The 25,907-nt window shown below is 59.6% G+C and carries 22 protein-coding genes; 11 read left to right on the top strand and 11 right to left on the bottom strand.

The features are described 5' to 3' along the window. The gene (locus AC3WOK_RS12535) at nt 1-495 is read left to right on the top strand and encodes a PadR family transcriptional regulator (RefSeq protein WP_492354612.1); all 495 of its coding nucleotides are present in this window, start codon (nt 1-3) and stop codon (nt 493-495) included. Here the strand turns inward: AC3WOK_RS12535 and AC3WOK_RS12540 are convergent. Then, nucleotides 492-2,051 (bottom strand): methyl-accepting chemotaxis protein, encoded by a 1,560-nt coding sequence (locus tag AC3WOK_RS12540; RefSeq protein ID WP_063957160.1) that lies wholly within the window; start codon nt 2,049-2,051, stop codon nt 492-494. The genes AC3WOK_RS12535 and AC3WOK_RS12540 overlap by 4 nt on opposite strands. A 336-nt stretch (nt 2,052-2,387) precedes the next feature. Beyond that, nucleotides 2,388-3,908 (bottom strand): methyl-accepting chemotaxis protein, encoded by a 1,521-nt coding sequence (locus AC3WOK_RS12545; RefSeq protein ID WP_047347769.1) that lies wholly within the window; start codon nt 3,906-3,908, stop codon nt 2,388-2,390. Between the two features lie 435 nt (nt 3,909-4,343). Here AC3WOK_RS12545 and ygjG point away from each other — a divergent pair, with 435 nt between their 5' ends. Next, nucleotides 4,344-5,723 (top strand): putrescine aminotransferase, encoded by a 1,380-nt coding sequence (gene ygjG / locus AC3WOK_RS12550; RefSeq protein ID WP_447856273.1) that lies wholly within the window; start codon nt 4,344-4,346, stop codon nt 5,721-5,723. 85 nt (nt 5,724-5,808) lie between these two features. On the opposite strand, the gene AC3WOK_RS12555 is transcribed toward ygjG, so the two are convergent. Continuing rightward, a complete protein-coding gene (locus tag AC3WOK_RS12555; RefSeq protein ID WP_063432339.1) occupies nt 5,809-6,411 on the bottom strand; it encodes a helix-turn-helix domain-containing protein in 603 nt (200 codons plus the stop codon). Between the two features lie 42 nt (nt 6,412-6,453). Between AC3WOK_RS12555 and AC3WOK_RS12560 the strand changes: the two genes are divergently transcribed. Together AC3WOK_RS12560 and AC3WOK_RS12565 are read left to right on the top strand one after the other, a co-directional pair. Continuing rightward, entirely contained in the window at nt 6,454-7,140 is a 687-nt protein-coding gene (locus AC3WOK_RS12560; RefSeq protein ID WP_492354613.1) for a B3/B4 domain-containing protein, read from the top strand. A gap of 12 nt (nt 7,141-7,152) precedes the next feature. Then, nucleotides 7,153-8,001: a dihydrodipicolinate synthase family protein gene (locus AC3WOK_RS12565; protein ID WP_059310532.1), complete on the top strand. Its 849-nt coding sequence runs from the start codon at nt 7,153-7,155 to the stop codon at nt 7,999-8,001. 55 nt (nt 8,002-8,056) lie between these two features. On the opposite strand, the gene lsrG is transcribed toward AC3WOK_RS12565, so the two are convergent. Genes lsrG through lsrA form a run of 6 tightly spaced genes read right to left on the bottom strand, consistent with a single transcriptional unit; the run spans nt 8,057 to nt 13,742 of the window. Beyond that, nucleotides 8,057-8,350 (bottom strand): (4S)-4-hydroxy-5-phosphonooxypentane-2,3-dione isomerase, encoded by a 294-nt coding sequence (gene lsrG, locus AC3WOK_RS12570; RefSeq protein WP_447856278.1) that lies wholly within the window; start codon nt 8,348-8,350, stop codon nt 8,057-8,059. Next, entirely contained in the window at nt 8,347-9,234 is an 888-nt protein-coding gene (lsrF, locus tag AC3WOK_RS12575) for a 3-hydroxy-5-phosphonooxypentane-2,4-dione thiolase (protein WP_492354614.1), read from the bottom strand. Before lsrF ends, lsrG begins: the two co-directional genes overlap by 4 nt. 11 nt (nt 9,235-9,245) lie before the next feature. Beyond that, a complete protein-coding gene (gene lsrB, locus AC3WOK_RS12580; protein ID WP_059310529.1) occupies nt 9,246-10,247 on the bottom strand; it encodes an autoinducer 2 ABC transporter substrate-binding protein LsrB in 1,002 nt (333 codons plus the stop codon). Nucleotide 10,248: 1 nt separating this feature from the next. Further along, nucleotides 10,249-11,226: an autoinducer 2 ABC transporter permease LsrD gene (lsrD, locus tag AC3WOK_RS12585; RefSeq protein ID WP_492354615.1), complete on the bottom strand. Its 978-nt coding sequence runs from the start codon at nt 11,224-11,226 to the stop codon at nt 10,249-10,251. Next, a complete protein-coding gene (gene lsrC, locus AC3WOK_RS12590) occupies nt 11,227-12,258 on the bottom strand; it encodes an autoinducer 2 ABC transporter permease LsrC (protein WP_492354616.1) in 1,032 nt (343 codons plus the stop codon). Then, nucleotides 12,255-13,742 (bottom strand): autoinducer 2 ABC transporter ATP-binding protein LsrA, encoded by a 1,488-nt coding sequence (gene lsrA, locus AC3WOK_RS12595; RefSeq protein ID WP_492354661.1) that lies wholly within the window; start codon nt 13,740-13,742, stop codon nt 12,255-12,257. The genes lsrC and lsrA overlap by 4 nt, the downstream gene beginning before the upstream one ends. 215 nt (nt 13,743-13,957) lie before the next feature. On the opposite strand from lsrA, the gene lsrR reads away from it, so the two are divergent. The 3 genes from lsrR (at nt 13,958) to AC3WOK_RS12610 (ending at nt 18,757) form a co-directional block, all read left to right on the top strand. Continuing rightward, nucleotides 13,958-14,929, top strand: coding sequence for a transcriptional regulator LsrR (gene lsrR / locus AC3WOK_RS12600; protein WP_023295481.1), 972 nt, complete (start codon nt 13,958-13,960; stop codon nt 14,927-14,929). Between the two features lie 32 nt (nt 14,930-14,961). After that, entirely contained in the window at nt 14,962-16,557 is a 1,596-nt protein-coding gene (lsrK, locus tag AC3WOK_RS12605; protein ID WP_492354617.1) for an autoinducer-2 kinase, read from the top strand. Between the two features lie 178 nt (nt 16,558-16,735). After that, nucleotides 16,736-18,757: an oxidoreductase gene (locus tag AC3WOK_RS12610; RefSeq protein ID WP_492354618.1), complete on the top strand. Its 2,022-nt coding sequence runs from the start codon at nt 16,736-16,738 to the stop codon at nt 18,755-18,757. 103 nt (nt 18,758-18,860) lie between these two features. Here AC3WOK_RS12610 and rlmG read toward each other — a convergent pair whose 3' ends face one another. Further along, complete coding sequence (rlmG, locus tag AC3WOK_RS12615) at nt 18,861-19,997, bottom strand: 23S rRNA (guanine(1835)-N(2))-methyltransferase RlmG (protein WP_492354619.1); 1,137 nt, start codon at nt 19,995-19,997, stop codon at nt 18,861-18,863. 83 nt (nt 19,998-20,080) lie between these two features. On the opposite strand from rlmG, the gene AC3WOK_RS12620 reads away from it, so the two are divergent. The 4 genes from AC3WOK_RS12620 to sstT all read left to right on the top strand — a co-directional run bounded on the left by AC3WOK_RS12620 (nt 20,081) and on the right by sstT (nt 24,333). Then, the gene (locus AC3WOK_RS12620) at nt 20,081-20,584 is read left to right on the top strand and encodes a YgjP-like metallopeptidase domain-containing protein (RefSeq protein WP_047347756.1); all 504 of its coding nucleotides are present in this window, start codon (nt 20,081-20,083) and stop codon (nt 20,582-20,584) included. 70 nt (nt 20,585-20,654) lie between these two features. Continuing rightward, on the top strand, nt 20,655-21,653 hold the full coding sequence (locus AC3WOK_RS12625; protein ID WP_059312212.1) for a Gfo/Idh/MocA family protein: 999 nt from the start codon (nt 20,655-20,657) through the stop codon (nt 21,651-21,653). Between the two features lie 251 nt (nt 21,654-21,904). Continuing rightward, nucleotides 21,905-22,873, top strand: coding sequence for a TerC family protein (locus tag AC3WOK_RS12630; protein WP_492354620.1), 969 nt, complete (start codon nt 21,905-21,907; stop codon nt 22,871-22,873). Between the two features lie 218 nt (nt 22,874-23,091). After that, nucleotides 23,092-24,333, top strand: a complete 1,242-nt coding sequence (gene sstT / locus AC3WOK_RS12635) for a serine/threonine transporter SstT (RefSeq protein WP_059312210.1) — start codon at nt 23,092-23,094, stop codon at nt 24,331-24,333. An 86-nt stretch (nt 24,334-24,419) separates the two neighbouring features. On the opposite strand, the gene AC3WOK_RS12640 is transcribed toward sstT, so the two are convergent. Next, the gene (locus tag AC3WOK_RS12640; protein WP_063430971.1) at nt 24,420-25,907 is read right to left on the bottom strand and encodes a UxaA family hydrolase; all 1,488 of its coding nucleotides are present in this window, start codon (nt 25,905-25,907) and stop codon (nt 24,420-24,422) included.

The following is a 25,907-nucleotide window of genomic DNA, read 5'->3' on the forward strand; positions in this document are numbered from 1 at the left end:
ATGCGACACGAACACGACGGCGGCGGGCGCCGACCGCGCTTTTTTGGCCACGGCGACCTGCGGCTGGTGATTCTGGACATCCTGACCCGCAGCGCGAGCCACGGCTATGAGCTGATCAAAGAGATAGAGAACCTGACGCAGGGGAATTACACTCCCAGTCCTGGGGTGATCTATCCGACCCTGGATTATCTTCAGGATCAGACGTTTATCGCTATTACGGAAGAAGAGAGCGGGCGTAAGCGATTTACGATTACCGCTGCGGGCCAGCAGTGGCTGGATGAAAACCAGGAGCAGCTTGAGCACATACGGGCGCGTATCAAAGCGCGTTCCGTCGGCTTTCAGCTGCGCAAAAACCCGCAGATGAAGCGGGCGCTGGATAACTTCAAAGCGGTGTTAGACCTGAAGGTGAATCAGGGAGAGCTCAGCGACGCGCAGCTCAGGCAAATCGTCGGGGTGATTGACCGCGCGGCGCTGGAGATCTCCCAGCTGGATTAAGCCGGTGCGTGCTCGCTCACGCGGAAGACGCGTACCAGCTCTTTCAGGTGCATCGCCTGTTCGTTAAGCGAGGCCGCCGCCGCCACGGACTCCTCCACCAGCGCGGAGTTTTGCTGGGTGGTGGCATCAATCAGGCCAATCGCGCTGTTGATCTGGGAGATCCCCTCCGTCTGCTCATGGCTGGCCTGGCGGATCTCGCGCAGGATCACATCCATCTCCTCCACGTTGCCCACCATCCCGTTGATCAGCGCGCTCGCTTTCTCGACCAGGTTCATCCCGTCCTGGGTCTGGCTGGTTGAGCTTTCAATCAGCTCGCGGATTTCGCTGGCCGACGACGCGCTCTTCTGGGCAAGCTGACGCACCTCACCGGCTACCACCGCAAAGCCGCGACCGTGCTCCCCGGCGCGCGCCGCTTCCACCGCCGCGTTCAGCGCCAGAATGTTGGTCTGGAAAGCAATGGCGTCGATCAGGTCGATAATGTCGGACATCCGGTTCGACGTCTCGTTAATCAGGCGCATTTTGCTGGTCACCTGCTTCATCATCTCGCCGTTGTTTTTGACCACCGTGGCGGCATCTGCCGAGAGGTTGGTCGCTTCCCCGGTGTGCGAGGCCGTGTTTTTCACCGTCGCGGTGATCTGCTCCATCGAGGCGGCGGTCTGTTCAACGGAGCTTGCCTGCTCTTCCGTGCGCGCGGCCAGATCCTGGTTCCCGGCGACAATCTGCGCGGCTGCGCTGGAGATATTCTCCGAGCCGGTTTGTACCTGCTGCACAATGTCCAGCAGACGCGTCTTCATCTCCATCAGCGCATGCAGCAGCAGGCCCGTTTCGTCTTTGCCGTGCGGCGTGATGCTGCCCGTCAGGTCGCCCTCTGAAATCGCTTTTGCAAAATGCACCGCCTCGCCGAGCGGGCGGGTGATAGAACGCACGATGAACCAGCCAATCAGGCTGCCGACCGCGACGCTAAAGAGGGTGATCAGGATCAGCAGCAGGCGGTTAGACCTGAAATCCCCTTCCACCTGCGCGCCTGCACTCTGCATCTCGCTGTTTTGAATGGCGATCAACTCCTTCACCTTCGCTTTGTAAGCCTGCTGCACGGCGAGGGTCGTGGTCATCATCTCCTGAATAGCGCCCGCACGATTGTTGTTCTGCACCGCCTGCAAAATGCGGTAGCGCGAGTCCAGATACTGCTGGCGCACGCTGCGGATTTCCGTCAGCACCTGCTGAGATTTTTGATCCTGCAGCGCGTTGTTCAGCTCGCCCAGGATCACCGTGATGTGCTCGCTGATCTCTTTCAGGTGCTGCTGAGATTGCCCGGTATAAGTGCCCTGGTCGTCCAGCAGCATCAGCTGTTGAGTGCTAATAAATTCCTGGAAGTTATCGATTAACTGGTTCGCTTTTACCGTGGTTGGATAGTCACTGGTAATAATGGACTGCATCCCATTATTTGCCCGATTCAGACTCAGCAAAGACAAGCTTGCGCTGATCGCCATCAGGACAATAAAGAACCCAAACGCCAGAAATAATTTCGTGCCGATCTTTACGTCATGTAGGAACATATTTTCTCCATCGATGTGATTATTTCTCAGACGATCGCTGTTATCGGTAACGAATTCGCTAACTTTATGACTTTGATCGTTTTTTTATTTCATAACCCTCACAATGGATAGGTAGAGACTATTAATATTGCTCCATCGATCGTTACCAGACCACCTGACGGGGCTTTTTCGAAATAGCATTCTGAAGAATTGACTTAGGCGGGAATAAATAACTGAGGCACTTTTTTTAGTTATTTAATATTAAGTTAACAACAAACTACATTAATAGTCACATCTATAGAATAGAAAAGCCGCGTATGCCTTACGGTATACACGGCTTTTCTGGAACATCGCGGTTTAATGGAGCACGGTTACGGCATCCTTGAGACGTCCGGCGCGGTGTTTCACCATCGCAGAAATGTGCGCGCTCTCCTCGACCAGGTCGGCGTTTTTCTGCGTGATGCTGTCGAGCTCGGCCACCGCGCGGGTTAACTCTGACAGCCCGGTTGCCTGCTCGGACGTCGCGTGGCTAATCTGGGCGATCAGCTGCGTCACGTTTTTCACCTGCTCGACAATATCATCCATCGTTCGGCCTGCGGCGTGAACCTGCTCAGAGCCGGACTGCACCTTGCTGGCGCTGGCATCAATCAATTTACGAATATCATTCGCTGCGCTGGCGCTGCGGCTGGCGAGGTGGCGAACTTCGCCCGCGACCACGGCAAAGCCTTTCCCCTGCTCGCCTGCCCTTGCCGCCTCAACGGCCGCATTCAGCGCCAGAATATTGGTCTGGAAAGCGATATCGTTAATCAGGGACGTAATCGAGCCAATTCGCTGCGTGCTGTCGGCGATGTCATCCATGGTCTTGACGACGGTCTGCATCGCGTTGCCACCTTTCGTCGCCGCGCCGCTGGCGGCGACCGAGAGTTTATCCACCTCGGCGGCGGTTTCAGAGTTACTCTGAACGGAAGCGGCCATCTGGTTCATTGTCGCGACGGTCTGCTGCACGTTGGCCACGGTCTGACGCGTACGATCGTTGAGATCTTCATTGCCCTGCGCCAGCCTGTCGCTGCCGTCGCGGACGCTCACCACCTGGCTCGAGACGTCATTGATCAACCAGCGGCACATCAGGCCCAGCTGCCCTACCGCGCGCAGCGTCAGCCCCAGCTCGTCGCTGCGGTTCAGATGCTGCACGCTGTTGCGCTCACCGGTTGCGACCTTCAGTGCCTGTCGCGCCACATTCTCTACAGGCCGGACAATCTGTTGCTCAAACAGCAGCGTCCCCAGCAGCATCACCACCGCGGCAGCGGCAAGCGGCGTCCAGCCTGCATTGGTCGCGACCAGCGAGGCGGCGAGCAGGGCAAAGAGCGCCGCCATCACGCCGCGCACGCGCCAGCGCAGCGGCATGGCCGGCAGTTTACCCAGCCAGCCCTTTCCCACCACCAGCCCTTTATGAATACGTTTTTTACAGCGCCCGTCATTCAGCGCCCGGTAGAGCGGCTCCACGGCGGCAATCTCTTCCGCTGTGGCCTTCGTGCGGATCGACATATAGCCCGTCACCTGCCCGCGGCGCACCATCGGCACCGCGTTAGCACGCACCCAGTAGTGGTCGCCGTTTTTACGCCGGTTTTTGACGATCCCGCTCCAGGGTTCGCCCTGCTGCAGCGTGTACCACATATCGGCAAACGCGGCCTTTGGCATATCAGGGTGGCGCACCATATTGTGCGGCTGGCCCGTCAGCTCATCGAGCTGGTAGCCGCTCACCTGCACAAAAGTGTCGTTGGCGTGGGTAATGTAGCTGTGGACGTCTGTGGTAGACATTAAGGTGGTGTCATCGTCCAGAGGATATTCATTCTGGGTGACATAGGTTGGAGAGGACATCGTGGGCATCCCTTGCAGGTTATTTGAATGTTAATTTTGTGGGTCATTGTTATTTCGGCGGTAAACAATTTATCTTTAGTTGTTAAACTTGATGAAGATCGCAGATTTGACTTAAACCATACTTTTTATACGATTTTATAATTCATTGATTTCAAATACTTTCGGTAAGAAATTACCCACAAAGTAGGATTGGTTAACGCTCGCTAAAGTCGCAGCACGTGCACTGGTTTAGTGCATCCGCCCCTTTCATCCCTTCTTGATGCGCTCTGCCGTGTCCCGCTAAATCCCGTTTCGGTTGTATCGGCATGATTAAATATTGCGCAACATTATTTTAACCTGGCGTTTATCCCGATTTTCGTTAAGGCATCTGAAGTGGCGTAATCCCTGCAATACTTAACTCAGTATCATGTGATACGCGATCCCCGGGAGCACATTTTGAACAGGTTACCTTCCAGCGCCTCGGCTCTTGCCTGTACCGCGCACGCACTGAATCTCATTGAAAAGCGAACGCTCGATCATGAGGAGATGAAACAACTTAACCGAGAGGTCATCGATTACTTTAAAGAGCATGTCAATCCTGGTTTTCTGGAGTATCGCAAATCTGTTACCGCCGGCGGGGATTACGGAGCCGTAGAGTGGCAAGCGGGGAGTCTTAACACGCTTGTCGACACCCAGGGACAGGAGTTTATCGATTGCCTGGGTGGTTTTGGCATTTTCAACGTGGGGCACCGTAATCCAGTTGTGGTTTCCGCCGTACAGAATCAACTTGCGAAACAACCTCTCCATAGCCAGGAGCTGCTCGACCCGCTTCGCGCCATGCTCGCAAAAACGCTGGCAGCCTTAACGCCCGGCAAACTGAAATACAGCTTCTTTAGCAACAGCGGCACGGAATCGGTCGAAGCGGCGATTAAGCTCGCCAAAGCGTACCAGTCGCCGCGCGGGAAATTCACCTTTATCGCCACCAGCGGCGCGTTCCACGGTAAGTCCCTGGGCGCACTGTCCGCTACCGCCAAATCCACCTTCCGCAAACCGTTTATGCCGCTGCTGCCGGGCTTCCGCCACGTGCCGTTCGGCGACATTAACGCCATGCGCACCGTGCTGACTGAATGCCGTAAAACCGGCGATGACGTGGCCGCGGTGATCCTGGAGCCTATCCAGGGAGAAGGCGGCGTGATCCTCCCCCCGCCGGGCTATCTGCCTGCCGTGCGTCAATTGTGCGATGAGTTTGGCGCGCTGCTGATCCTCGACGAAGTCCAGACCGGGATGGGGCGCACCGGCAAGATGTTTGCCTGCGAGCACGAGAACGTTCAGCCGGACATTTTATGCCTGGCGAAAGCGCTGGGCGGCGGCGTTATGCCGATTGGTGCGACGGTTGCGACAGAAGAGGTCTTCTCGGTGCTGTTCGACAACCCGTTCCTGCATACCACCACCTTTGGCGGCAACCCGCTGGCCTGTGCGGCGGCGCTGGCGACCATCAACGTGCTGCTGGAGCAAAACCTGCCTGCGCAGGCCGAGCAGAAAGGCGACATGCTGCTGGACGGCTTCCGCCAGCTGGGGCGTGAATATCCGGATCTGGTTCAGGAGGCGCGCGGCAAAGGGATGCTGATGGCCATTGAGTTTGTTGATAACGAAATCGGCTACAGCTTCGCGAGCGAGATGTTCCGCCAGCGGGTGCTGGTGGCAGGCACGCTGAACAACTCGAAAACCATCCGCATCGAACCGCCGCTGACGCTGACCATTGAGCAGTGTGAGCAGGTGCTGAAAGCGGCACGCAAAGCGCTGGCAGCGCTGCGCGTGAGCGTGGAAGAGGCGTAATCAACGCCGGGTGGCGCTACGCTTACCCGGCCTACCAAATACTGCATCTGTAGGCCCGGTAAGCGTAGCGCCACCGGGCTGCTTTTTATCGGTGAAACTCCGCCACCGTCATGGTGAAGCGAAGTACAGTATCGCCTTCATTGGCATAGCCGTGCGCGGCTTCCGTTTTCGCCACCGCCGACGCCCCGGCAGCCACCTGCGTTACCGTCTCGTCCACCGTCAGGGTTAACATACCTTCGTTCACGTGCAGCAGCTCAAAGGTTCCCGCCGGATGCCCCGAAGAGGTAAAGCGCTCTCCCGGCTGCATCTCCCACTGCCATAGCTCAATCATATCCGGACCCGCGGTGCCCGCCAGCAGCCTGGCGTAACCGCCCCGTGCGCCCTGCCACAGCACCGGAATCGCGGCCTCTTCGATAACGTGCACCTGCGGCTCGCTGGAGACGTTAACGATATCCGCCACTGAGATACCGAGCGCGGCGGCCAGCTTGCACAAAATGGCGATGCTGGGATTGGCTGCGCCCTTTTCGATCTCCACCAGCATGCCTTTGCTGACGCTGGCGCGGCGGGACAGCTCATCCAGCGACAGTTTTTTCTCTTTCCGCCAGTTGCGGATGCGGTTCGCCACGGCCAGGCTTACTTGGGCAACGTCGGCACCCTGTGCAGTCATTATATTGACTTTATCAGTCATTGGTCACTACCATGGTATAAAACAGTCAATACAGGATTATTTATGTCTCTCGTTACGCCGTCAATAGACTCGCGTCTTGCCGGGATTGCCCCCGGCTTTCGGGCGCTGAGCATTCTGGTTGAAGCAGCGCCGATTACCCACCCGGAGGTGGCGGCTGCCGCGCTGGCGCAGGCCTGCCAGCAGATGCTTAATGATGATGTGCCATGGGCTGATGCACACCTTTCAGGCTGGGATGAGGTGTTTAAAGCCTTCGGGGCGAAACCGAAACGCACGCCCTGCTCGGCATCCGCCCTGCGTAAGCGGGTGCTGAAAGACGGCTCGCTGCCGCCGCTGGACCCGGTGGTAGATATCTATAACGCGGTGAGTATTCGCTACGCGATCCCAGTTGGCGGAGAAAATCTCGCGGCTTATTCAGGCGCGCCGCGTCTGACGCTGGCCGACGGCAGCGAGCCGTTTGATACCCTCAAAGAGGGACAGGCGGTGGTGGAACATCCGGAACCGGGCGAGGTTATCTGGCGCGACGATCTCGGCGTCACCTGCCGCCGCTGGAACTGGCGCCAGGGGATACGGACGCGTCTGGACAGTCGGGCGCAAACCATGTGGTTTATTCTTGAAAGCCTGCCGTCGATGCCGCTTGCGGCGCTGGAAGAGGCGGGTGCGGAGCTGGTGGATAGCCTGCAGCGGCTGATGCCGGGAGCCACTGCTCAGGTTCAACTGCTGGAACTATAAGAGGACAACACGATGTTTCGCGGATTAAGCGCCTTTCCATTAACGCCCCTGAAAGAGGGGACGTTTGACGAGCAGGCCTTCATCAATCTTCTCCGCCCAGTGGTCGACGCCGGCGTGGATTCGCTGGGCATTCTCGGCTCAACGGGAAGCTATGCCTATTTGACCGTTGAAGAGCGCGGCCGGATCGCACGCTGCGCGGTGGCGCATGCTGATGACATTCCGGTTATCGTCAGCATCGGCGCGCTACGGCTGGACGATATTCTGCGTTTGGCTGACGACGCGCAGGCGGCAGGTGTCTCCGGCGTGCTGATGGCGCCCGTGTCGTACCAGCGATTAACGGAAGACGAAGCGTTTAATCTCTATGAAACGGTAACGCGCCAGCTCTCCGTACCGCTATGTATTTACGACAATACGGCCACCACCGGTTTTACGTTTAGCGATGAGTTGTTATTTGCGGTCGCGGCCCTGCCGAATGTGGGATCCATTAAGCTGGGTCGCGTGCCGGAGGACCTGTCGCAGGTACGCGCCCGTCTTTCTGATACGGTCACGCTGGGCATCGCCGGTGACTGGCGAGCGGCCTCAGCCCTGCAGGCCGGGTTTGACGTCTGGTACTCGGTTCTCGCGGGCTTGTTCCCTCAGACGGCGCTGGCGATTGCGCGTTCGGGAAATAATGCTGAGTCGGAACGGCTGGAGCCGCTGTGGGAATTGTTCCGTCATTACGGCAGCTTACGGGTCATCACGGCGGCGGCAGAGATGATGGGGAAAGTGGCTGCACCTGCATTGCCGTTCCCGTTACAGTCGCTTCAGGGCGAGCCGCGTGAAGCGCTTGCGAAGTTATTTGTCAGCCTGGAGCTGGCCTGAAAAATGCCGGGTGGCGCTTGCGCTTACCCGGCCTACAAAACCTTTATAACGCCTGTTACTCCGGCAACAATCCCACAAAGCTGCGCTTTTTGCGCGGCTCCGACATCAATTCCTCAAGCTTATCCACGCACGCCAGATAATGCGGGGTTTTCTTGTGCGCCAGCACCGCCTCTTCGTCTTTATAGGCCTCGTAGATAAAGAACCGGGTTTTCACCCTCGGGTCCTGCAATACGTCAAAGCGCAGATTCCCGGGCTCCTTGATTGCCCCCTCGTGGTTGGCGCGAAACACTTCCAGAAACTCGTCCACCCGCTCGGGCTTGATGTTAATCTCAACCAGCGTCACGTTCATTGTGCTTCTCCCTGTTTCTCTTCCTGCCAGAACTGGAACGCCTCCCGGGCGCTCATGTTCTCGTGTACCACTTTTTTCACCGCCTTCAGCATGGCGAGCGGCGCGCTGGACTGGAAGATATTGCGCCCCATGTCCACGCCGGAGGCGCCCTGGTCGATTGCGCGCCAGCACATCTCCAGGGCCTCGTGCTCAGGCAGCTTTTTGCCGCCAGCGATGACGATCGGCACCGGGCAGCTGGCGGTCACTTTTTCAAAGCCCTCGTCCACGTAATAGGTTTTGACGAATTGCGCCCCCATTTCGGCGGCGATGCGGCTGGCGAGCGAGAAATACCGCGAGTCGCGCGCCATCTCTTTCCCGACACCCGTCACCGCCAGCGTCGGCATGCCGTAGCGCGCGCCCGCGTCCACCAGCTTGATGATGTTGTTGATCGACTGATGCTCAAACTCGCTGCCGATATAGACCTGCGCCGCCACCGCGCAGACGTTCAGGCGCAGCGCGTCCTCCATCGCCACCGCCACGCACTCGTTGGAGAGTTCACCCAGAATCGAGTTACCGCCGGAGGCGCGCAGCACCACCGGTTTGTTCGTCGCGGCAGGTACCTGGCTCCTGAGGATGCCGCGGGTACACATCAGCACGTCGGTTTCGCCGAACAGCGGTGCGATGGAGAGATCGATGCGCTCAAGGCCGGTGGTTGGCCCCTGAAAATAGCCGTGGTCAAAGGCCAGCATCACCGTGCGGTTGCTTTGCGGGTTAAAGATGCGCGCCAGCCGGGACTGCATGCCCCAGTCCAGCGAGCCGCAGCCCTTCAAAGTGAAAGGCACATTCTGCTGCGGCGTGCCGATGCCAAAATCTTTACCGTCTTTGATGTCGTCTAAATCAGCCATTTGCTCCCCCGTCAGAAATCGTATTTGTTGATGTTCTCTTTGGTGAACACCACGCGCTCCGGCAGCAGCACGATGCCGTTGCCCTTCGCCTCATACTGGTAGCCCTGCACGCTGTTCGGCTCGACCTTCAGCGCCCCGATATTTTTTACGTCCACGCTGTCGCCCACGTTAAGATCGCCCTTTTTCAGCAAACGATCGGCGACATTGACCGCAATTTTGCCCTGCTGTACGACATCCCACAGGCCGAAGGCTTTTACCGTGCCGCGCTCCACGTACGGGCGCATCACGTTCGGCGTGCTGAAGCCGACAATCGCCACCCCTTCCCGCTTCAGGTTTTCTGCCGCCTGCGCGGCGGCTGGAAGCGCGTTGGCATCCGGTGCGATGATCGCATCCAGATCCGGATACGCTTTTAAGATCCCCTCGGCGGTTTGCAGGGATTTGGTGGCGTCGTTATAGCCAAACTGGGTGGTGACGACCTGCCACTGCGGATGGTCTTTCTCGATTTTGGCCTTCGCCTCTTTCACCCACTGGTTCTGGTCGGTGACGGTCGGGCTGGAGTAGAAGAACGCCACTTTGGCATTCGGTTTGGTGACCTGCTTGCCCGCCATCTCCACCAGCAGGCCGCCCAGCTGTTCCGGCGTCCCCTGGTTGATGTAGATGCTGCGGCACTCCGGTTTGGTGTCGGAATCCCAGGTCAGCACCTTGACGCCGCGCTGCATCGCGCGCTTCAGCGCCGGGCAGAGGCCGTCCGGCGACACGGCGGAGACGATGATGGCGTTATAGCCCTGGTTGACGAAGTTATTGATGAGCTGCACCTGGCCGGAGACGCTCGGCTCGGTTGGGCCGTCGTAGGTGACGTCCACGCCAAGATCTTTCCCCGCCTCTTTCGCGCCGTTACCGCCGCTGGTGAAAAAGCCGACCCCGACCAGCTTCGGGATAAAAGCAATGCGGTCCGCCGCCTGCGCCGAGGCGAAGCTGAGGGCCATTGCCAGGACTATCAGTTTTGTTTTCATCTTACGCTCCGGATAGTTTTCTAAAGAGAGAACGCACCCACTCGCGGTGCAGACTCAGCGAACGTCCCATCACCACCACAACCAGCAGCGCCCCTGACAGCGCGCTCGACACCTGGTTAGGAATACCGACCATCTGTAACCCCTGCTGCAGGTAGCCCACCAGCAGCGCCGCCAGCGCCGTACCGACAACCGAACCTGACCCGCCGTAGATATTGGCCCCGCCAAGCACGGCGGCAGTGAGCGCTGGCATCAGTAAATCCCGCCCCAGATCCGAACGCGCGGAGCCGAAATAGGAGACCATCACCAGCGCGGCAACCGCCGAGGCCACGCCCACCAGCCCGTACAGCGCGTAGGGCATACCGTTCACCGACAGCGCCGCATAGCGCGCCGCGCGAGGATTCTGCCCAATCAAAAAAAGATGGCGGCCAAAGCGCCCGCGGTGGGTAATCAGCCAGAAGAAGAGGGTAATCACCGCGAACATCACCAGCGGGATCGGCATGCCCAGCACCGTGAGGTTAGCGAACGCCGTGAAGCTGTCCGGAAAGCCGCCGATGCCCTCGTAGCCCGTCGCCCCCGCCATGCCGGAGAGCAGCAGCGCGCCGCCGCCGTAGAGGTAGAGCGTGCCGAGGGTAATCACCAGAGGGCTAATGCCGGTGTAGTGAATAAGCGCGGCATTAAATAATCCGCACAGCAGTCCCAGCAGCAGCGTCAGAGGGATAGCAACCGCCATCGGCCACCCCGCCTGCATCATCACTCCCAGCGCGATAGCGCACAGGCCGATGGTCGACCCCAGCGAAATATCGATCCCGCCGCTGATAATCACCAGCGTGAGCGGCAGCGCTACAATGCCGATGCAGATAAAATCGCTGGTGCTGAACAGCAGCATGTTGACGTCGAGCATGCGCGGGTTGATGGCGCCAAAGAGCAGGATCTCCAGCACCAGCAAAATCAGCAGCGCGCTTTCCCAGTTAAGCCTCATTTACGCCACCTCTTTTTTGCGTTTTGGAAAAAAGGTGATGTGCTTTCCCCCTTTGTTACCCGGCTGGAAGCGGCCGTACTTCAGCGCCCGCTGATGACGCGCCAGCGCCTGGCGCAGGCGCCCGTCGAGCACCAGCACGCCCAGCAGCACCAGCCCGGCGATAAAGTCGTTCCACCAGGCCGGGAGCCGGAACAGCACCAGCACGGTATCGATTTGCGTCAGGAAGAAGGCCCCGAGCAGCGCGCCAACCAGCGTGCCCGTGCCGCCCAGCAGCGAAATGCCGCCGAGCACGCAGGCGGCGATGGCCTTCATCTCCAGCCCGCTGCCGGTCTGGTTCGGCACAAAGCCAATCTGCGCGGCAAAAACGATCCCGGCGCAGGCCGCCAGCATGCCGTTGAGGGTAAAGGCGAGCATGCGGGTGCGGTTCACGGCTACGCCCAGCTGGCGCGCGGCGGCGAGGTTATCCCCCACGGCATAGAAATCACGACCGAACGCGGTGCGCGACAGCGTCCACGCGCCCGCGGCCGCTAAAAACAGCACCACCATACCGAGCGGCGAAATGCCGATGGCAACCGGTTCTGAGAGGGATTTCAGCCCCGGCGGCAACCCTTCAATCCACTTCCCGCCCGTCCAGAGCAGCATCGCCCCGCGGTACAGCCCCAGCGTGCCGAGGGTGGCGACAATCGCCGGAATGCGCAGCCCCACCACCAGAAAACCGTTGAACGCCCCCGCCAGCGCGCCAGTCGACAGCGCGAAGAGAATGGAAACGGGCAGGCTGTAGCCGCTGTTCAGCGCCACGCCGACGGCGATCGCCGACAGCCCGACGGTAGAGCCGACGGACACGTCAATATTGCGGGTCAGCATTACCAGCGCGGCGCCGAGCGCCAGCAGGATCAGGATCTGCGAGCTGGCGAAGATCATCCCCAGCGTCTGCAGGCTTAGGTAGGACGGATTCAGCGCCACCAGCACGGCGAACAGCGCCAGAATGGCGAGAAAGGCGCTCAGCTCGCGGTTTTTCAGTAAGATCTTCATGATTGTCCTCCGAACGCCAGCGCCATCATCCGGTCGAGGCTGACGGCGTGGTGCGGCAGTTCACCGCTGAGTACGCCCTGATGCATCACCAGCACCCGGTCCGCGAGGCCCGGAAACTCATCGAGATCGCTTGAGATCATCAGCACCGCGACGTTCTGCGCCGCCACGCTTTTAAGCAGCTGATAGATATCGGCGCGCGCCGCCACGTCCACGCCGCGCGTCGGTTCGTCGACGATCAGCAGCAGCGGATTGGCCTCCAGGCAGCGCGCCAGCAGCACCTTCTGCTGGTTGCCGCCGGAGAGCGTGCGCACGGGTTGATCCGCATGGTTGAGCTTGATCCCGAGCGCCCGGTGATAGCGTTCCACCACCGCAGACTCCCGCTTGCGCTGCTGCCAGAGAGACGGCTCGTTCAGCGCCACGGTGTTCCAGCGGATCGGCGCGTCGAGGAACAGGCCGGACACCTGTCTGTCTTCCGGCAGGTAGACCAGCCCTTTGTCCAGGCGTGAACTGACCGGATCTGCGGTGATCTCCTGGTTTTCCAGCCAGATCCGCCCGCCGCGCGCCGGACGCAGGCCGTAGAGCGTTTCCGCAAACTCGGTGCGCCCGGATCCCACCAGCCCGGCCAGGCCGACGATCTCACCGGCGTAGATCTCAAGACTCAGATCGATAAACCCCTCCCCGGTAAGTTCGTCCACGCGCAGCACCGGAAAGTCCTGCGGCTGGGTGCGGCGGTTGCCCGGCAGCGCCAGCCACAGCTTTTGCGCGTCGCTCAAGCCTTTCTCCCGGCTCACCGGCGTCATCGCCGCGATCAGGGCGTTATCGTCGAACTGCGCCGTTTCGCCGCTGAGCACCACCGCACCGTCGCGCATCACCGAGACGTGGCTCGAAAGCATGCGAATTTCCGGCAGCTTGTGGGAGATAAAGACAATCCCAACGCCGAGATCCTGCAGGGCGCGGATCTGACGGAACAGCCGCTCGGTTTCGCCGGGCGTAAGGGACGCCGTGGGTTCATCAAGGATCAGGATCCTGGCGTTGCGCATTAATCCGCGGAGGATTTCCACCATCTGCTGATCCGCCACTTCCAGGGTGCTGGCCGCGGCATCGAGATTAAGCGGGCACTGCAGCTGCTTAAGTTTCTCCGCCAGCCGCTTTTCCCGATCGCGTTCGCGCGGCAGGCGGAAAAGAATGTTTTCCCTGACCGTCAGGTTGGGGAACAGCAGCGGCTCCTGCGGCACCAGGTAAATGCCTAACCTGTGCGCCTGCGCAGGCGTGAGCCGCGCATATGACTGTCCCTCGACGGAAAGTTCACCGCTGTCCGGTGTTTCGACCCCGGCGATAATCTTCATCAGCGTCGATTTTCCCGCACCGTTCCCGCCCATCAGCGCGTGCACCTGGCCCGCAAGCAGCGTGAAATCAATGCCTTTTAGTACCGGCACGCCGGAGAACTGCTTGCTGATATCGCGCGCTTCAAGAAGTGAGGTCATCATCGCTCCGCTATTGAACAAATGATTTTTAGATTTAATAATGTTCAAAAGCGTAGACGGTGAACTATATTTACAACCGTGCAGGGATCACAGTTTTATCGATTAAGATCCAGACAGGCTTCAAACAATCTAAAAGATCCGTTTTGTCGCGTGGCTCACACTTTCCCTCCGCGCCATCACGAACATATGATCTAAATTTTTATAAGAGTTCAATTATGAGCGATAAACGCACTGCGGAAGAAGGACGGTTTGCCGGGCTGGCGCTGGCGGAAGAGGAGCTGGTGGCGCGCGTGGCCTGGTGTTACTACCACGACGGGCTGACCCAGAACGACATCGGCGAGCGGCTCGGGCTGCCGCGCCTGAAGATTTCACGCCTGCTGGAGAAGGGCCGTCAGTCCGGGGTGATCCGGGTGCAGATCAACTCCCGCTACGAGGGCTGTCTGGCGCTGGAAACCGAGCTCCAACAGCGCTTTGGCCTGAAGCTGGTGCGCGTGATGCCGGCGCTGAATACCCCGCCGATGAACGTGCGGTTAGGCATAGGCGCCGCGCAGTCGCTGATGGGCGTGCTGGAGCCCGGCCAGCTTCTGGCGGTGGGGTTTGGTGAAACCACCATGAGCAGCCTGCAGCACCTGAGCGGCTTTATCAGCTCGCAGCAGATCCGCCTGGTGACGCTCTCCGGCGGCGTGGGGCCTTACATGACCGGTATCGGCCAGCTGGATGCGGCCTGCAGCGTGAGCATGATCCCCGCCCCGCTTCGCGTGTCATCCGCCGAGGTGGCCGGGATCTTAAAACGCGAAACCAGCGTGCGGGACGTGATCCTCGCCGCCACCGCTGCCGACGTGGCGGTGGTCGGCATTGGTTCGGTAAACCAGCGCCGTGACGCAACGATACTGCGCTCCGGCTATATCAGCGAGGGCGAGCAGCTGATGTACGCCCGCAAAGGTGCGGTCGGTGACATTCTCGGCTATTTCCTTAATGCCGAAGGGGAATGCGTCGAGGAGCTGGAGATCCACAAAGAACTGCTGGGCGTCACGCTCGATGAACTGGCGCAGCTGCCCACCATCGTTGGCGTGGCCGGAGGAGAAGAGAAAGCCGATGCGATTTATGCCGCACTCAAAGGTCGCCGTATCAATGGCCTGGTGACGGAAGAGACGACAGCCCGCGCGGTGCTGGCTCTGGCCGGATAAGAGCAGCCCTGCGCCTGACACGAGGCAAGCTCATGAGTTACCTTTTAGCGTTAGATGCAGGGACAGGCAGCGTTCGCGCCGTGATTTTCGATTTACAGGGCAACCAGATTGCCGTCGGCCAGGCCGAGTGGAAGCACCTGAGCGTTGAGAATGTGCCGGGCTCGATGGAGTTTGATCTGGAGACCAACTGGCGGCTGGCCTGTCAGTGTATTCATCAGGCGCTGGCGCGTGCAGGCCTGAGCGCGGCGGATATTCAGTCCGTCGCCTGCTGCTCGATGCGCGAAGGGATCGTGCTGTACGACCGCAACGGCGAGGCCATCTGGGCCTGCGCCAACGTCGACGCCCGCGCCAGCCGCGAGGTGGCGGAACTCAAAGAGATCCACGACGACCGATTTGAATCCGAGGTGTATGACGTCTCCGGCCAGACGCTGGCGCTGAGCGCGATGCCGCGCCTGCTGTGGCTGGCGCACCATCGCCCGGATATCTACCGCAAGGCTGCGACTATCACCATGATCAGCGACTGGCTGGCGGCGAAGCTCTCCGGCGAACTGGCGGTTGACCCGTCCAACGCGGGCACCACCGGCATGCTCGATCTCTTCTCCCGCGACTGGCGGCCGGCGCTGCTCGACATGGCCGGGCTCCGGGCTGATATCCTCTCCCCGGTGAAAGAGACCGGTACCGTGCTGGGTGCCGTTACCCATGAAGCCGCACAGCAGAGCGGCCTTCGCGAGGGCACACCGGTGGTGATGGGCGGCGGCGACGTGCAGCTGGGCTGTCTTGGGCTGGGCGTGGTCCGCGCCGGGCAGACGGCGGTGCTGGGCGGCACCTTCTGGCAGCAGGTAGTGAACCTGCCGCAGGTGCGCACCGATCCCGAGATGAACATCCGCGTGAACCCGCACGTTATCCCCGGGATGGCGCAGGCTGAGTCGATCAGCTTCTTTACCGGGCTGACCATGCGCTGGTTCCGCGACGCCTTCTGCGCCGAGGAAAAGCTGATTGCCGAGCGGATGGGCATGGACACCTATTCCCTGATGGAAGAGATGGCCAGCCGCGTGCCGGCAGGCTCCCACGGGGTAATGCCGATCTTCTCTGACGCGATGCATTTTAAGCAGTGGTACCACGCCGCGCCGTCGTTTATTAACCTCTCCATCGACCCGGAAAAGTGCAACAAAGCGACGCTGTTCCGCGCTCTGGAGGAGAATGCGGCGATTGTTTCGGCCTGCAACCTGGCGCAGATTTCGCGCTTCTCCGGCGTGACGTTTGAGAGCCTGGTCTTCGCGGGCGGCGGGTCAAAAGGGGCCCTGTGGAGCCAGATTTTAAGCGACGTCACCGGGCTGCCGGTGCGCGTACCGGAAGTGAAGGAGGCAACGGCGCTGGGCTGCGCGATCGCGGCCGGAACAGGCGCGGGGCTGTTTGCGGATATGGCCTCGACGGGCGAGCGGCTGGTGAAGTGGAGCCGCGAGTTCACGCCCAACCCGCAGCACCGCGAGCTGTACGACGGCATGATGCAGAAGTGGCAGGCGGTGTACGCCGACCAGCTTGGGCTGGTGGACAGCGGGCTGACGACGTCGATGTGGCAGGCGCCGGGGTTAGTGCGGGCATCCCCCTCACCCCGCCCCTCTCCCTAAGGGAGAGGGAGATTAAGTCCCCTCTCCCTTAGGGAGAGGGTTAGGGTGAGGGCATCAGGCCACACCAATATTTGAATCCCATCACAATCACTGCATTCCCCTTTTCCCTTTTACTCCCCGCTGGCTAAATTAGTAACTCATCCGACCACATAACAATAATTTTACACTGGAAGAGACTATGAGCCGCTACCCGTCGCTATTCGCCCCCCTCGATCTGGGGTTCACCACACTCAAAAACCGCGTGTTGATGGGCTCAATGCACACCGGGCTGGAGGAGCATCCGGACGGGGCCGAGCGTCTGGCGGCCTTCTACGCCGAGCGCGCGCGCCACGGCGTGGCGCTGATTGTCACTGGCGGCGTGGCCCCTGCTCCTTCCGGCGTGGGCATGGAGGGCGGCGCGGTCCTGAACGATGCGTCACAGCTGGCGCACCACCGCATTGTGACCGACGCGGTCCACCGCGAGGGCGGTAAAATCGCCCTGCAAATCCTGCACACCGGACGCTACAGCTATCAGCCGAACCTGGTCGCGCCGTCGGCTCTTCAGGCGCCGATTAACCGCTTTAAACCTCACGCTCTCACCCACGACGAGATCCTGGCATTGATTGACGACTTCGCCCGCTGCGCGGCGCTGGCGCGCGAGGCGGGCTACGACGGCGTTGAGGTGATGGGCTCAGAAGGCTACCTGATTAACGAGTTCCTCGCCGCACGCACTAACCAGCGCGACGACGAATGGGGCGGCGACTATGCCCGCCGCATGCGTTTTGCCGTGGAGGTCGTGCGCGCCGTGCGCGAACGTGCGGGCGCTGATTTTATTATTGTTTTCCGCCTGTCGATGCTCGACCTGGTAGAGGGCGGCGGCACCTTCGACGAAACCGTGCAGCTGGCGCAGGCGATTGAAGCCGCAGGGGCCACCATTATCAACACCGGCATCGGCTGGCACGAGGCGCGCATTCCGACCATCGCCACGCCGGTACCGCGCGCGGCGTTCAGCTGGGTGACGCGCAGGCTGAAAGGGAAAGTGTCTATTCCGCTGGTCACCACCAACCGTATTAACGACCCGCAGGTGGCGGACGATGTGATATCGCGCGGCGATGCCGATATGGTGTCCATGGCGCGGCCGTTCCTCGCCGATGCCGAACTGCTGTCGAAAGCGCAAAGCGGGCGCGCGGATGAGATCAACACCTGCATCGGCTGTAACCAGGCTTGTCTGGATCAGATTTTCGTCGGCAAGGTGACCTCATGCCTGGTTAACCCGCGCGCCTGCCATGAAACCAAAATGCCGGTCGTTGCGGCGGTCAGTAAAAAACGCCTGGCCGTGGTGGGCGCAGGCCCGGCAGGGCTGGCGTTTGCGGTGAATGCCGCTTCCCGCGGGCACAGCGTGACGCTGTTTGATGCGCTGGCGGAGATTGGCGGCCAGTTTAATATCGCCAAACAGATCCCCGGCAAAGAGGAGTTCTATGAAACGCTGCGCTACTACCGCCGGATGATCGAGCTTACAGGCATCGATCTGCGGCTTAACCAGTTTGTCAGCGCGGCGGATCTGATCGGTTTCGACGAGGTGATCCTGGCGAGCGGGATCGTACCGCGCATGCCGGCGATCGAGGGTATCGATCATCCAAAGGTCCTGAGCTATCTCGACGTGCTGCGTGACAAAGCGCCGGTTGGCGAGAAGGTGGCGATTATCGGCTGCGGCGGGATCGGCTTTGATACCGCCATGTATTTAAGCCAGCCGGGTGAGGCCACCAGCCAGAACATTGCCGAGTTTTGCGTGGAATGGGGGATCGACACCAGCCTGAACCAGTCCGGCGGGCTACGCCCCGAAGGGCCGCAGCTGCCGAAAAGCCCGCGCCAGATCGTGATGCTCCAGCGTAAAGCCAGCAAGCCGGGCGAAGGGCTGGGCAAAACCACGGGCTGGATCCACCGCGCCACCCTGCTCTCGCGCGGGGTGAAGATGATCCCGGCGGTCAGCTACCAGAAGATCGACGACGAGGGGCTGCACGTCACGATCGGCGGCGAACCGCAGCTGCTGCGCGTGGATCATGTCATTTTGTGTGCCGGGCAGGAGCCGAAGCGCGATCTGGCGGATCCGCTGCGCGAAGCCGGTAAAACGGTGCATTTGATCGGCGGGTGCGACGTGGCGATGGAGCTGGACGCGCGGCGGGCAATTGCGCAGGGGACAAAGTTAGCTCTGGCGATCTAGGGCATTGCCGGGCGGCGCTTCGCTTGCCCGGCCTACGGGTTCGAGGCCATTGTAGGCCCGGTAAGCGAAGCGCCACCGGGCATCAGGCCGCACATACCCAATCTTAACGACGACGTCCCAGCTTCACCGCCTTCAGCACCACGAACTTGTTGTTGGTCGCAATGGTGACGCAGTTGCCGAAAATCTTCTTCAGCTTGTGGAAATAGTCCAGGTGGCGGTTTGCCACGATGTACAGTTCGCCGTTGATTTTCAGGCAGCGGCGCGCGTGGTGGAACATCTCCCACGCGACGTTATCCGTCAGGGCATGCTTCTGGTGGAAAGGCGGGTTGCAGAACACGGCGTTGAAGCGGAACGGCTCTACGCCCGACAGCGCGTTGTTGATCATAAACTCGCAGCGATCCAGCGCTTCCGGCAGGTTGGTTTCCACGTTCAGACGGCTCGACGCTACCGCCATCGGCGACTCGTCGCTGAACACTACGCTGGCTTCCGGGTTCTTCGCCAGCAGCGTCAGGCCAATCACGCCGTTACCGCAGCCCAGATCGACGATTTCCCCTTCCAGGTTTTCCGGCAGGTGTTCCATAAAGAAACGCGCGCCAATATCCAGACCGGTGCGGGAGAAGACGTTTGCGTGGTTGTGGATGGTCCAGTCGGTGCCTTCCAGTTTCCAGCTCAGGGTCTCTGGCGCGTCGGCCAGCTCCGGTGCACTGAACGTACAGTTGATCAGGCGCGCTTTTTTCCACGCCAGCGTCGTGGTGGTCGGGCCGAGGACTTTCTCGAACAGCTCCAGCGTCGAGGTGTGAATATCACGCGCTTTGGCGCCCGCGATAATGCGGGTTTCAGGCGTCACAACCTTACGCAGCGCGCGCAGCTGCTGCTCCAGCAGCGCCATGGTTTTTGGCACCTTAATCAATACCACGCCTGGCGCCTGCGGGTAGTCCGCGGTGCTGTCGAGGAACTTGACGCTGGACTCTTCGATGTCGTTGTGACGCAGGTTTTCACGCGTCGCCAGCTCGCTTAAGTAGGAATCGCCGATGCTGTATGGCGTGTGCTCCGCCAGGGCGCAGCCCAGCGCGCCAAACGCGTCATTCAGGATCAAAACCGGGCCGCGGATTTCAGTCTCATCCAACTGCTGCAGCAGATATTCATCCGCCGCTTCCCACGCCATAAGCGGGTTAACGTCGTCCGTTTCCGGGAAACGTTTAAGGTTGAGTGAACGGAAACCGTTGTCTAAGTGGCTCATCGGCCCTCCTGAATGGTAAAATTTGGCGTATCCCTGAAAAGGGTGCGTGAGTATACCCGTTTTATTGTCGATTTGGGGCGTTGATGAACCAACTTACTTATCTCCAGGGCTATCCGGAGCATTTACTGACTCAGGTTCGCAGCCTGATTGCCGAGCAGAAGCTCGGCGCGGTGTTGGAAAAACGCTATCCCGGTACGCACGATTTCGCGACCGATAAGGCCCTCTGGCAGTATACGCAGGATCTGAAAAGCCGTTATCTGAAGAGCGCGCCGCCGATCAACAAGGTGATGTATGACAACAAGATCCACGTGCTGAAAAACGCGCTCGGCCTGCACACCGCCATCTCCCGCGTGCAGGGCGGCAAGCTGAAAGCCAAAGCCGAGATCCGCGTCGCGACGGTTTTCCGTAACGCGCCGGAAGCCTTTCTGCGGATGATCGTGGTGCATGAGCTGGCGCACCTGAAAGAGAAAGAGCACGACAAAGCGTTCTACTCCCTGTGCTGCCATATGGAGCCGCAGTACCACCAGCTGGAGTTTGATACCCGGCTATGGCTTACGCATTTATCGTTAAATAGTAATGCGGAATAGCGCACGCGAATTGTCATGATGACGTGCTACAGTGGCTAAAGGTTCCCCGCTACGGAGTACGTAAACGTTTATGATACGTTTCGCAGTCATCGGTACGAACTGGATCACACGCCAGTTCGTCGACGCCGCCCATGAAACCGGCAAACTTAAACTTACCGCAGTCTATTCCCGCAGCCTTGAGCAGGCGCAGAGCTTCGCGAACGACTATCTGGTTGAACATCTGTTCACCTCGCTCGATGAAATGGCGCAAAGCGACGCCATTGACGCGGTCTATATCGCCAGCCCAAACTCTCTGCACTTCCCGCAAACGAAGCTGTTCCTCAGCCATAAAAAGCATGTGATTTGCGAGAAGCCGCTGGCGTCGAATATCGAGGAAGTGGAAGCGGCCATTGCGCTTGCCCGCGAAAACCAGGTGGTGCTGTTCGAAGCGTTCAAAACCGCCAGCCTGCCAAATTTCCTGCTGCTGCAGCAGTCGCTGCCGAAAATTGGCAAAGTGCGTAAAGCCTTTATCAACTACTGCCAGTACTCGTCGCGCTACCAGCGCTACCTCGACGGCGAGAACCCAAATACCTTTAACCCGGCCTTCTCTAACGGCTCGATTATGGATATCGGTTTCTACTGCCTGGCCTCCGCCGTGGCGCTGTGGGGCGAGCCGCATGGCGTAACGGCCACCGCCAGCCTGCTGGAGAGCGGCGTGGATGCACACGGTTTAGTGGTGCTGGACTACGGCGATTTCAGCGTCACGCTGCAGCACTCCAAAGTCAGCGATTCCGTGCTGCCGAGCGAAATTCAGGGCGAAGCGGGTTCGCTGGTTATCGAGAAGATCTCCGAGTGCCAGAAGGTGAGCTTTGTGCCGCGCGGCGGTAAAGCGCAGGAGCTGACGCAGCCTCAGCATATTAACACTATGCTCTATGAGGCAGAGGTCTTCGCCCGCCTGGTGGAAGACAACGAAGTGAATCACCCGGGTCTTGCGGTCAGCCGCACCACGGCGAAGCTGCAAACGGAGATCCGCCGTCAGACCGGCGTGGTGTTCCCGGCAGACGGCGTGAGCGCGGAAGCTATCGCGTAAAGCTGTGTAATGAAACGGCGCAGACCATTGACGAAACCAATGGTCTGACATATTTTGTTACCTGCAAAGGGGAGTAACTTCTTCGTCGGTGGATCGTCATTACGATGCGTGCAATACCGCATCCGGTCGCCGGGCAACCCTCGTGGTTGTAAGTGAGACCTTGCCGGAAGGCGAGGTCTATGCATAAAAAGCTAACGGCTATCGTCTTCTGACCATGGCCGTTTTTGTTTTTTATGTGTAAGGAAAATAGTATGCATTCTGTCGGCACTCCAATGTTGTGGGGCGGATTCGCGGTTGTCGTGCTCATCATGCTGGCGATCGACCTCTTTTTGCAGGGCCGTCGCGGCGCGCACGGCATGTCCATGAAGCAGGCCGCGGCCTGGTCTCTGGTGTGGGTTACCCTTTCTCTGCTGTTCTGTGCTGCCTTCTGGTGGTATCTGGCCTCGACCGAAGGCCGCGCGGTGGCCGATCCTCAGGCGCTCGCCTTCCTCACCGGCTATCTGATTGAAAAAGCCCTGGCGGTTGATAACGTCTTCGTCTGGCTGATGCTGTTCAGCTACTTCGCCGTGCCTGCTGCCCTGCAGCGCCGCGTGCTGGTTTACGGCGTGCTGGGCGCGATTGTTCTGCGTACCATTATGATCTTCGCCGGCAGCTGGCTGATTACCCAGTTCGAGTGGCTGCTGTACGTCTTCGGCGCGTTCCTGCTGTTCACCGGGGTCAAAATGGCGCTGGCGAAAGAGGACGGCTCCGCGATTGGCGATCGTCCGCTGGTGAAGTGGATCCGTGGACATCTGCGCATGACCGACAAGATCGAGAGCGAGCGCTTCTTCGTGCGCAAGAACGGCCTGCTGTTCGCCACCCCGCTGCTGCTGGTGCTGATTCTGGTTGAGCTGAGCGACGTGATTTTCGCCGTCGACAGCATCCCGGCCATTTTCGCGGTGACCACCGACCCGTTCATTGTGCTGACCTCTAACCTGTTTGCGATCCTCGGCCTGCGTGCAATGTACTTCCTGCTGGCAGGCGCGGCGGAACGCTTCTCGATGCTGAAGTACGGTCTGTCGGTGATCCTGGTGTTTATCGGTATCAAGATGCTGATCGTCGATTTCTACCACATCCCGATCGCCATTTCGCTCGGCGTAGTGTTTGGCATTCTGATCGTGACGCTGATTATCAATACCTGGGTTAACCGCCAGCACGATAAGAAGCAGCAGATGGAGTAATTCCCTCACCCCGCCCCTCTCCCACAGGGAGAGGGTGAACACACTTTTGTAACGCAATAGTTAAAAAATATGATGCAACACGTAAAACCCAGCATTTTACGCTTCCCTCCTTTCTTGCATTCCCTATACTCGACCAGGCAAACATTTACTTACATCCGGACATAAATGTGACTTAGAGCACATCCGGGATGGAACGCAATTTCACTTAAGGAACACCTATGACTACATCCTCGTCGGGTATGCTTGCGCGCCTCTCGCGCGGCAGCCTCGTTAAGCAAATACTGGTTGGCCTGGTGCTCGGCGTCGCGCTGGCATTGATCTCAAAACCTGCCGCAGAGGCAACTGGCCTCCTCGGTACCCTCTTCGTCGGCGCACTGAAAGCGGTCGCACCGGTGCTGGTTCTGACGCTGGTGATGGCCTCTATTGCGAATCATCAGCAAGGGCAAAAAACCAATATCCGCCCCATTCTGTGGATGTACCTGCTGGGCACCTTCTCTGCGGCCCTGACGGCCGTGGTGGTGAGCTTTATCTTCCCGTCCACGCTGCAGCTGACCACCGGCGCAACCGACATTACGCCGCCGGCGGGTATCGTTGAAGTCATGCATGGCCTGCTGATGAGCATTGTTGCCAACCCGATCCACGCGCTTATCAACGCGAACTACATCGGGATCCTGGTATGGGCAGTCGGTTTGGGCTTTGCCCTGCGTCATAGCAACGACACGACAAAAAACCTGGTCAACGACCTTTCTCACGCCGTGACGTTTATCGTGACGGTGGTCATCCGCTTTGCGCCGATTGGTATTTTTGGTCTTGTCGCCTCAACGCTGGCAACGACCGGTTTCGGCGCACTCTGGGGCTATGCGCAACTGCTGCTGGTACTGATTGGATGTATGGCCGTGGTGGCACTGGTGATTAACCCGCTGCTGGTATTTCTGCAGACCCGCCGTAACCCGTACCCGCTGGTGCTGATGTGCCTGCGCGAAAGCGGTGTGACCGCCTTCTTCACCCGCAGCTCGGCGGCGAACATTCCGGTTAATATGTCGCTGTGCGAAAAGCTGAATCTGGACCGAGATACCTATTCCGTCTCTATCCCGCTGGGGGCGACGGTCAATATGGCGGGGGCGGCGATCACGATTACCGTTTTAACCCTGGCGGCCGTACATACGCTGGGTATTCCTGTGGATCTGCCTACTGCGCTGTTGCTGAGCGTGGTAGCGTCTCTCTGTGCCTGCGGTGCATCAGGCGTGGCGGGCGGCTCTCTGCTGCTGATCCCGCTGGCGTGCAATATGTTCGGCATCCCGAACGAGATCGCCATGCAGGTGGTTGCGGTAGGCTTTATTATCGGCGTGCTGCAGGACTCCTGCGAAACGGCGATCAACTCCTCCACCGACGTGATGTTCACCGCCGCCGTATGCCAGGCGGAAGACGCACGCCTGGCAAAGAACGCAGTGCGCGGGTAAAAAGAAAAGCCCGGTGGCGGCTACGCCTTACCGGGCCTACAGGATTTCGTAGGTCGGGTAAGCGTTAGCGCCACCCGACATCACACTTAAAGCGTCACGCCACTCTTAAAGATCGCCAGCTCGCGGAAGTCGTTCTTCTCGTTGCAGGTCTGCTTGCCGTTAGCGAATTCCACAATGCTGTCCACAAACTCCGTCAGCAATTCAGGCATCGCTTTGCCGTGTATCAGCTGGCCCGCATCAAAGTCGATCCAGTGTTTTTTCTTCGCCGCCAGCTCGCTGTTGGTGGCAATTTTCACCGTCGGTACAAAGCCGCCGTACGGGGTGCCGCGCCCGGTGCTGAACAGCACCATGTGGCAGCCTGCCCCGGCCAGCGCGCTGGTAGCAACCGCATCGTTCCCGGGCGCGCTCAGCAGGTTCAGACCGTGCGTTTTCAGGCGCTCGCCGTAGCGCAGAACATCGACCACCTGGCTCGCGCCCGCTTTCTGGGTGCAGCCGAGGGACTTCTCCTCAAGCGTGGTGATGCCGCCCGCTTTGTTGCCCGGAGACGGGTTCTCATAAATCGGCTGGTTATGGGCGATGAAGTACTGCTTGAAGTCGTTCACCATGGTGACGGTCTTCTCAAACGTCTCTTCGTCGCGGCAGTGGCTCATCAGAATACGCTCCGCGCCGAACATTTCCGGCACTTCGGTCAGCACCGTCGTGCCGCCGTTGGCGATCACATAGTCCGAGAAGCGGCCCAGCATGGGGTTGGCGGTGATACCGGACAGGCCATCAGACCCGCCGCATTCCAGACCAAACTTCAGCTCGCTCAGCTTGCCCGGCTCGCGCCTGTCGTGGCGCATCACCTCATAAAGCTGATGCAGCTGCTCTATGCCCGCTTCCACCTCATCGTCCTGATGCTGACACACCATAAAATGCACGCGCTCAGGGTCAAACTCACCCAGCGTCTCGCGGAAGGCGTCCACCTGGTTGTTCTCGCAGCCCAGGCCGATCACCAGCACCGCGCCCGCGTTCGGGTGACGCACCATATTTTGCAGCATGGTACGGGTATTAATGTGGTCGTCACCGAGCTGGGAGCAGCCATAGGTGTGGCTGAACAGATGCACCCCGTCAGTGCCTTCGGCATTGTTGGTCTCTTTCAGAAAGCGCGTCTGGATCTGACGCGCAATCCCGTTCACGCAGCCGACGGTCGGGAGGATCCACAGCTCGTTGCGGATCCCCACGTCGCCATTGGCGCGACGGTAGATCTGCACCTCACGATCCGCCGCCTGCATCGCTTCCGCGGGTAATTCAGGTTGATAGCTGTACTCGTCCAGATCGCTAAGATTGGTGCGGGTATTGTGGGAATGAATATGTTCACCCGGCGCGATATCCGCTAACGCATGCCCAATCGGCAGGCCGTACTTCACAACGTTGTCCCCTTTGGCGAGAGGCTTCACGGCAAACTTATGCCCGCGAACGATCGCCTGACGCAGGGTGACGCTCTGGTTATCGACGGTCACCACGTCGCCTTCACAGAGATCCGTCAGCGCGACGGCCACGTTATCCAGCGAATGGATTTTGATGTATTGCAT

Source organism: Enterobacter sp. FW301-JW81 (assembly GCF_058788735.1).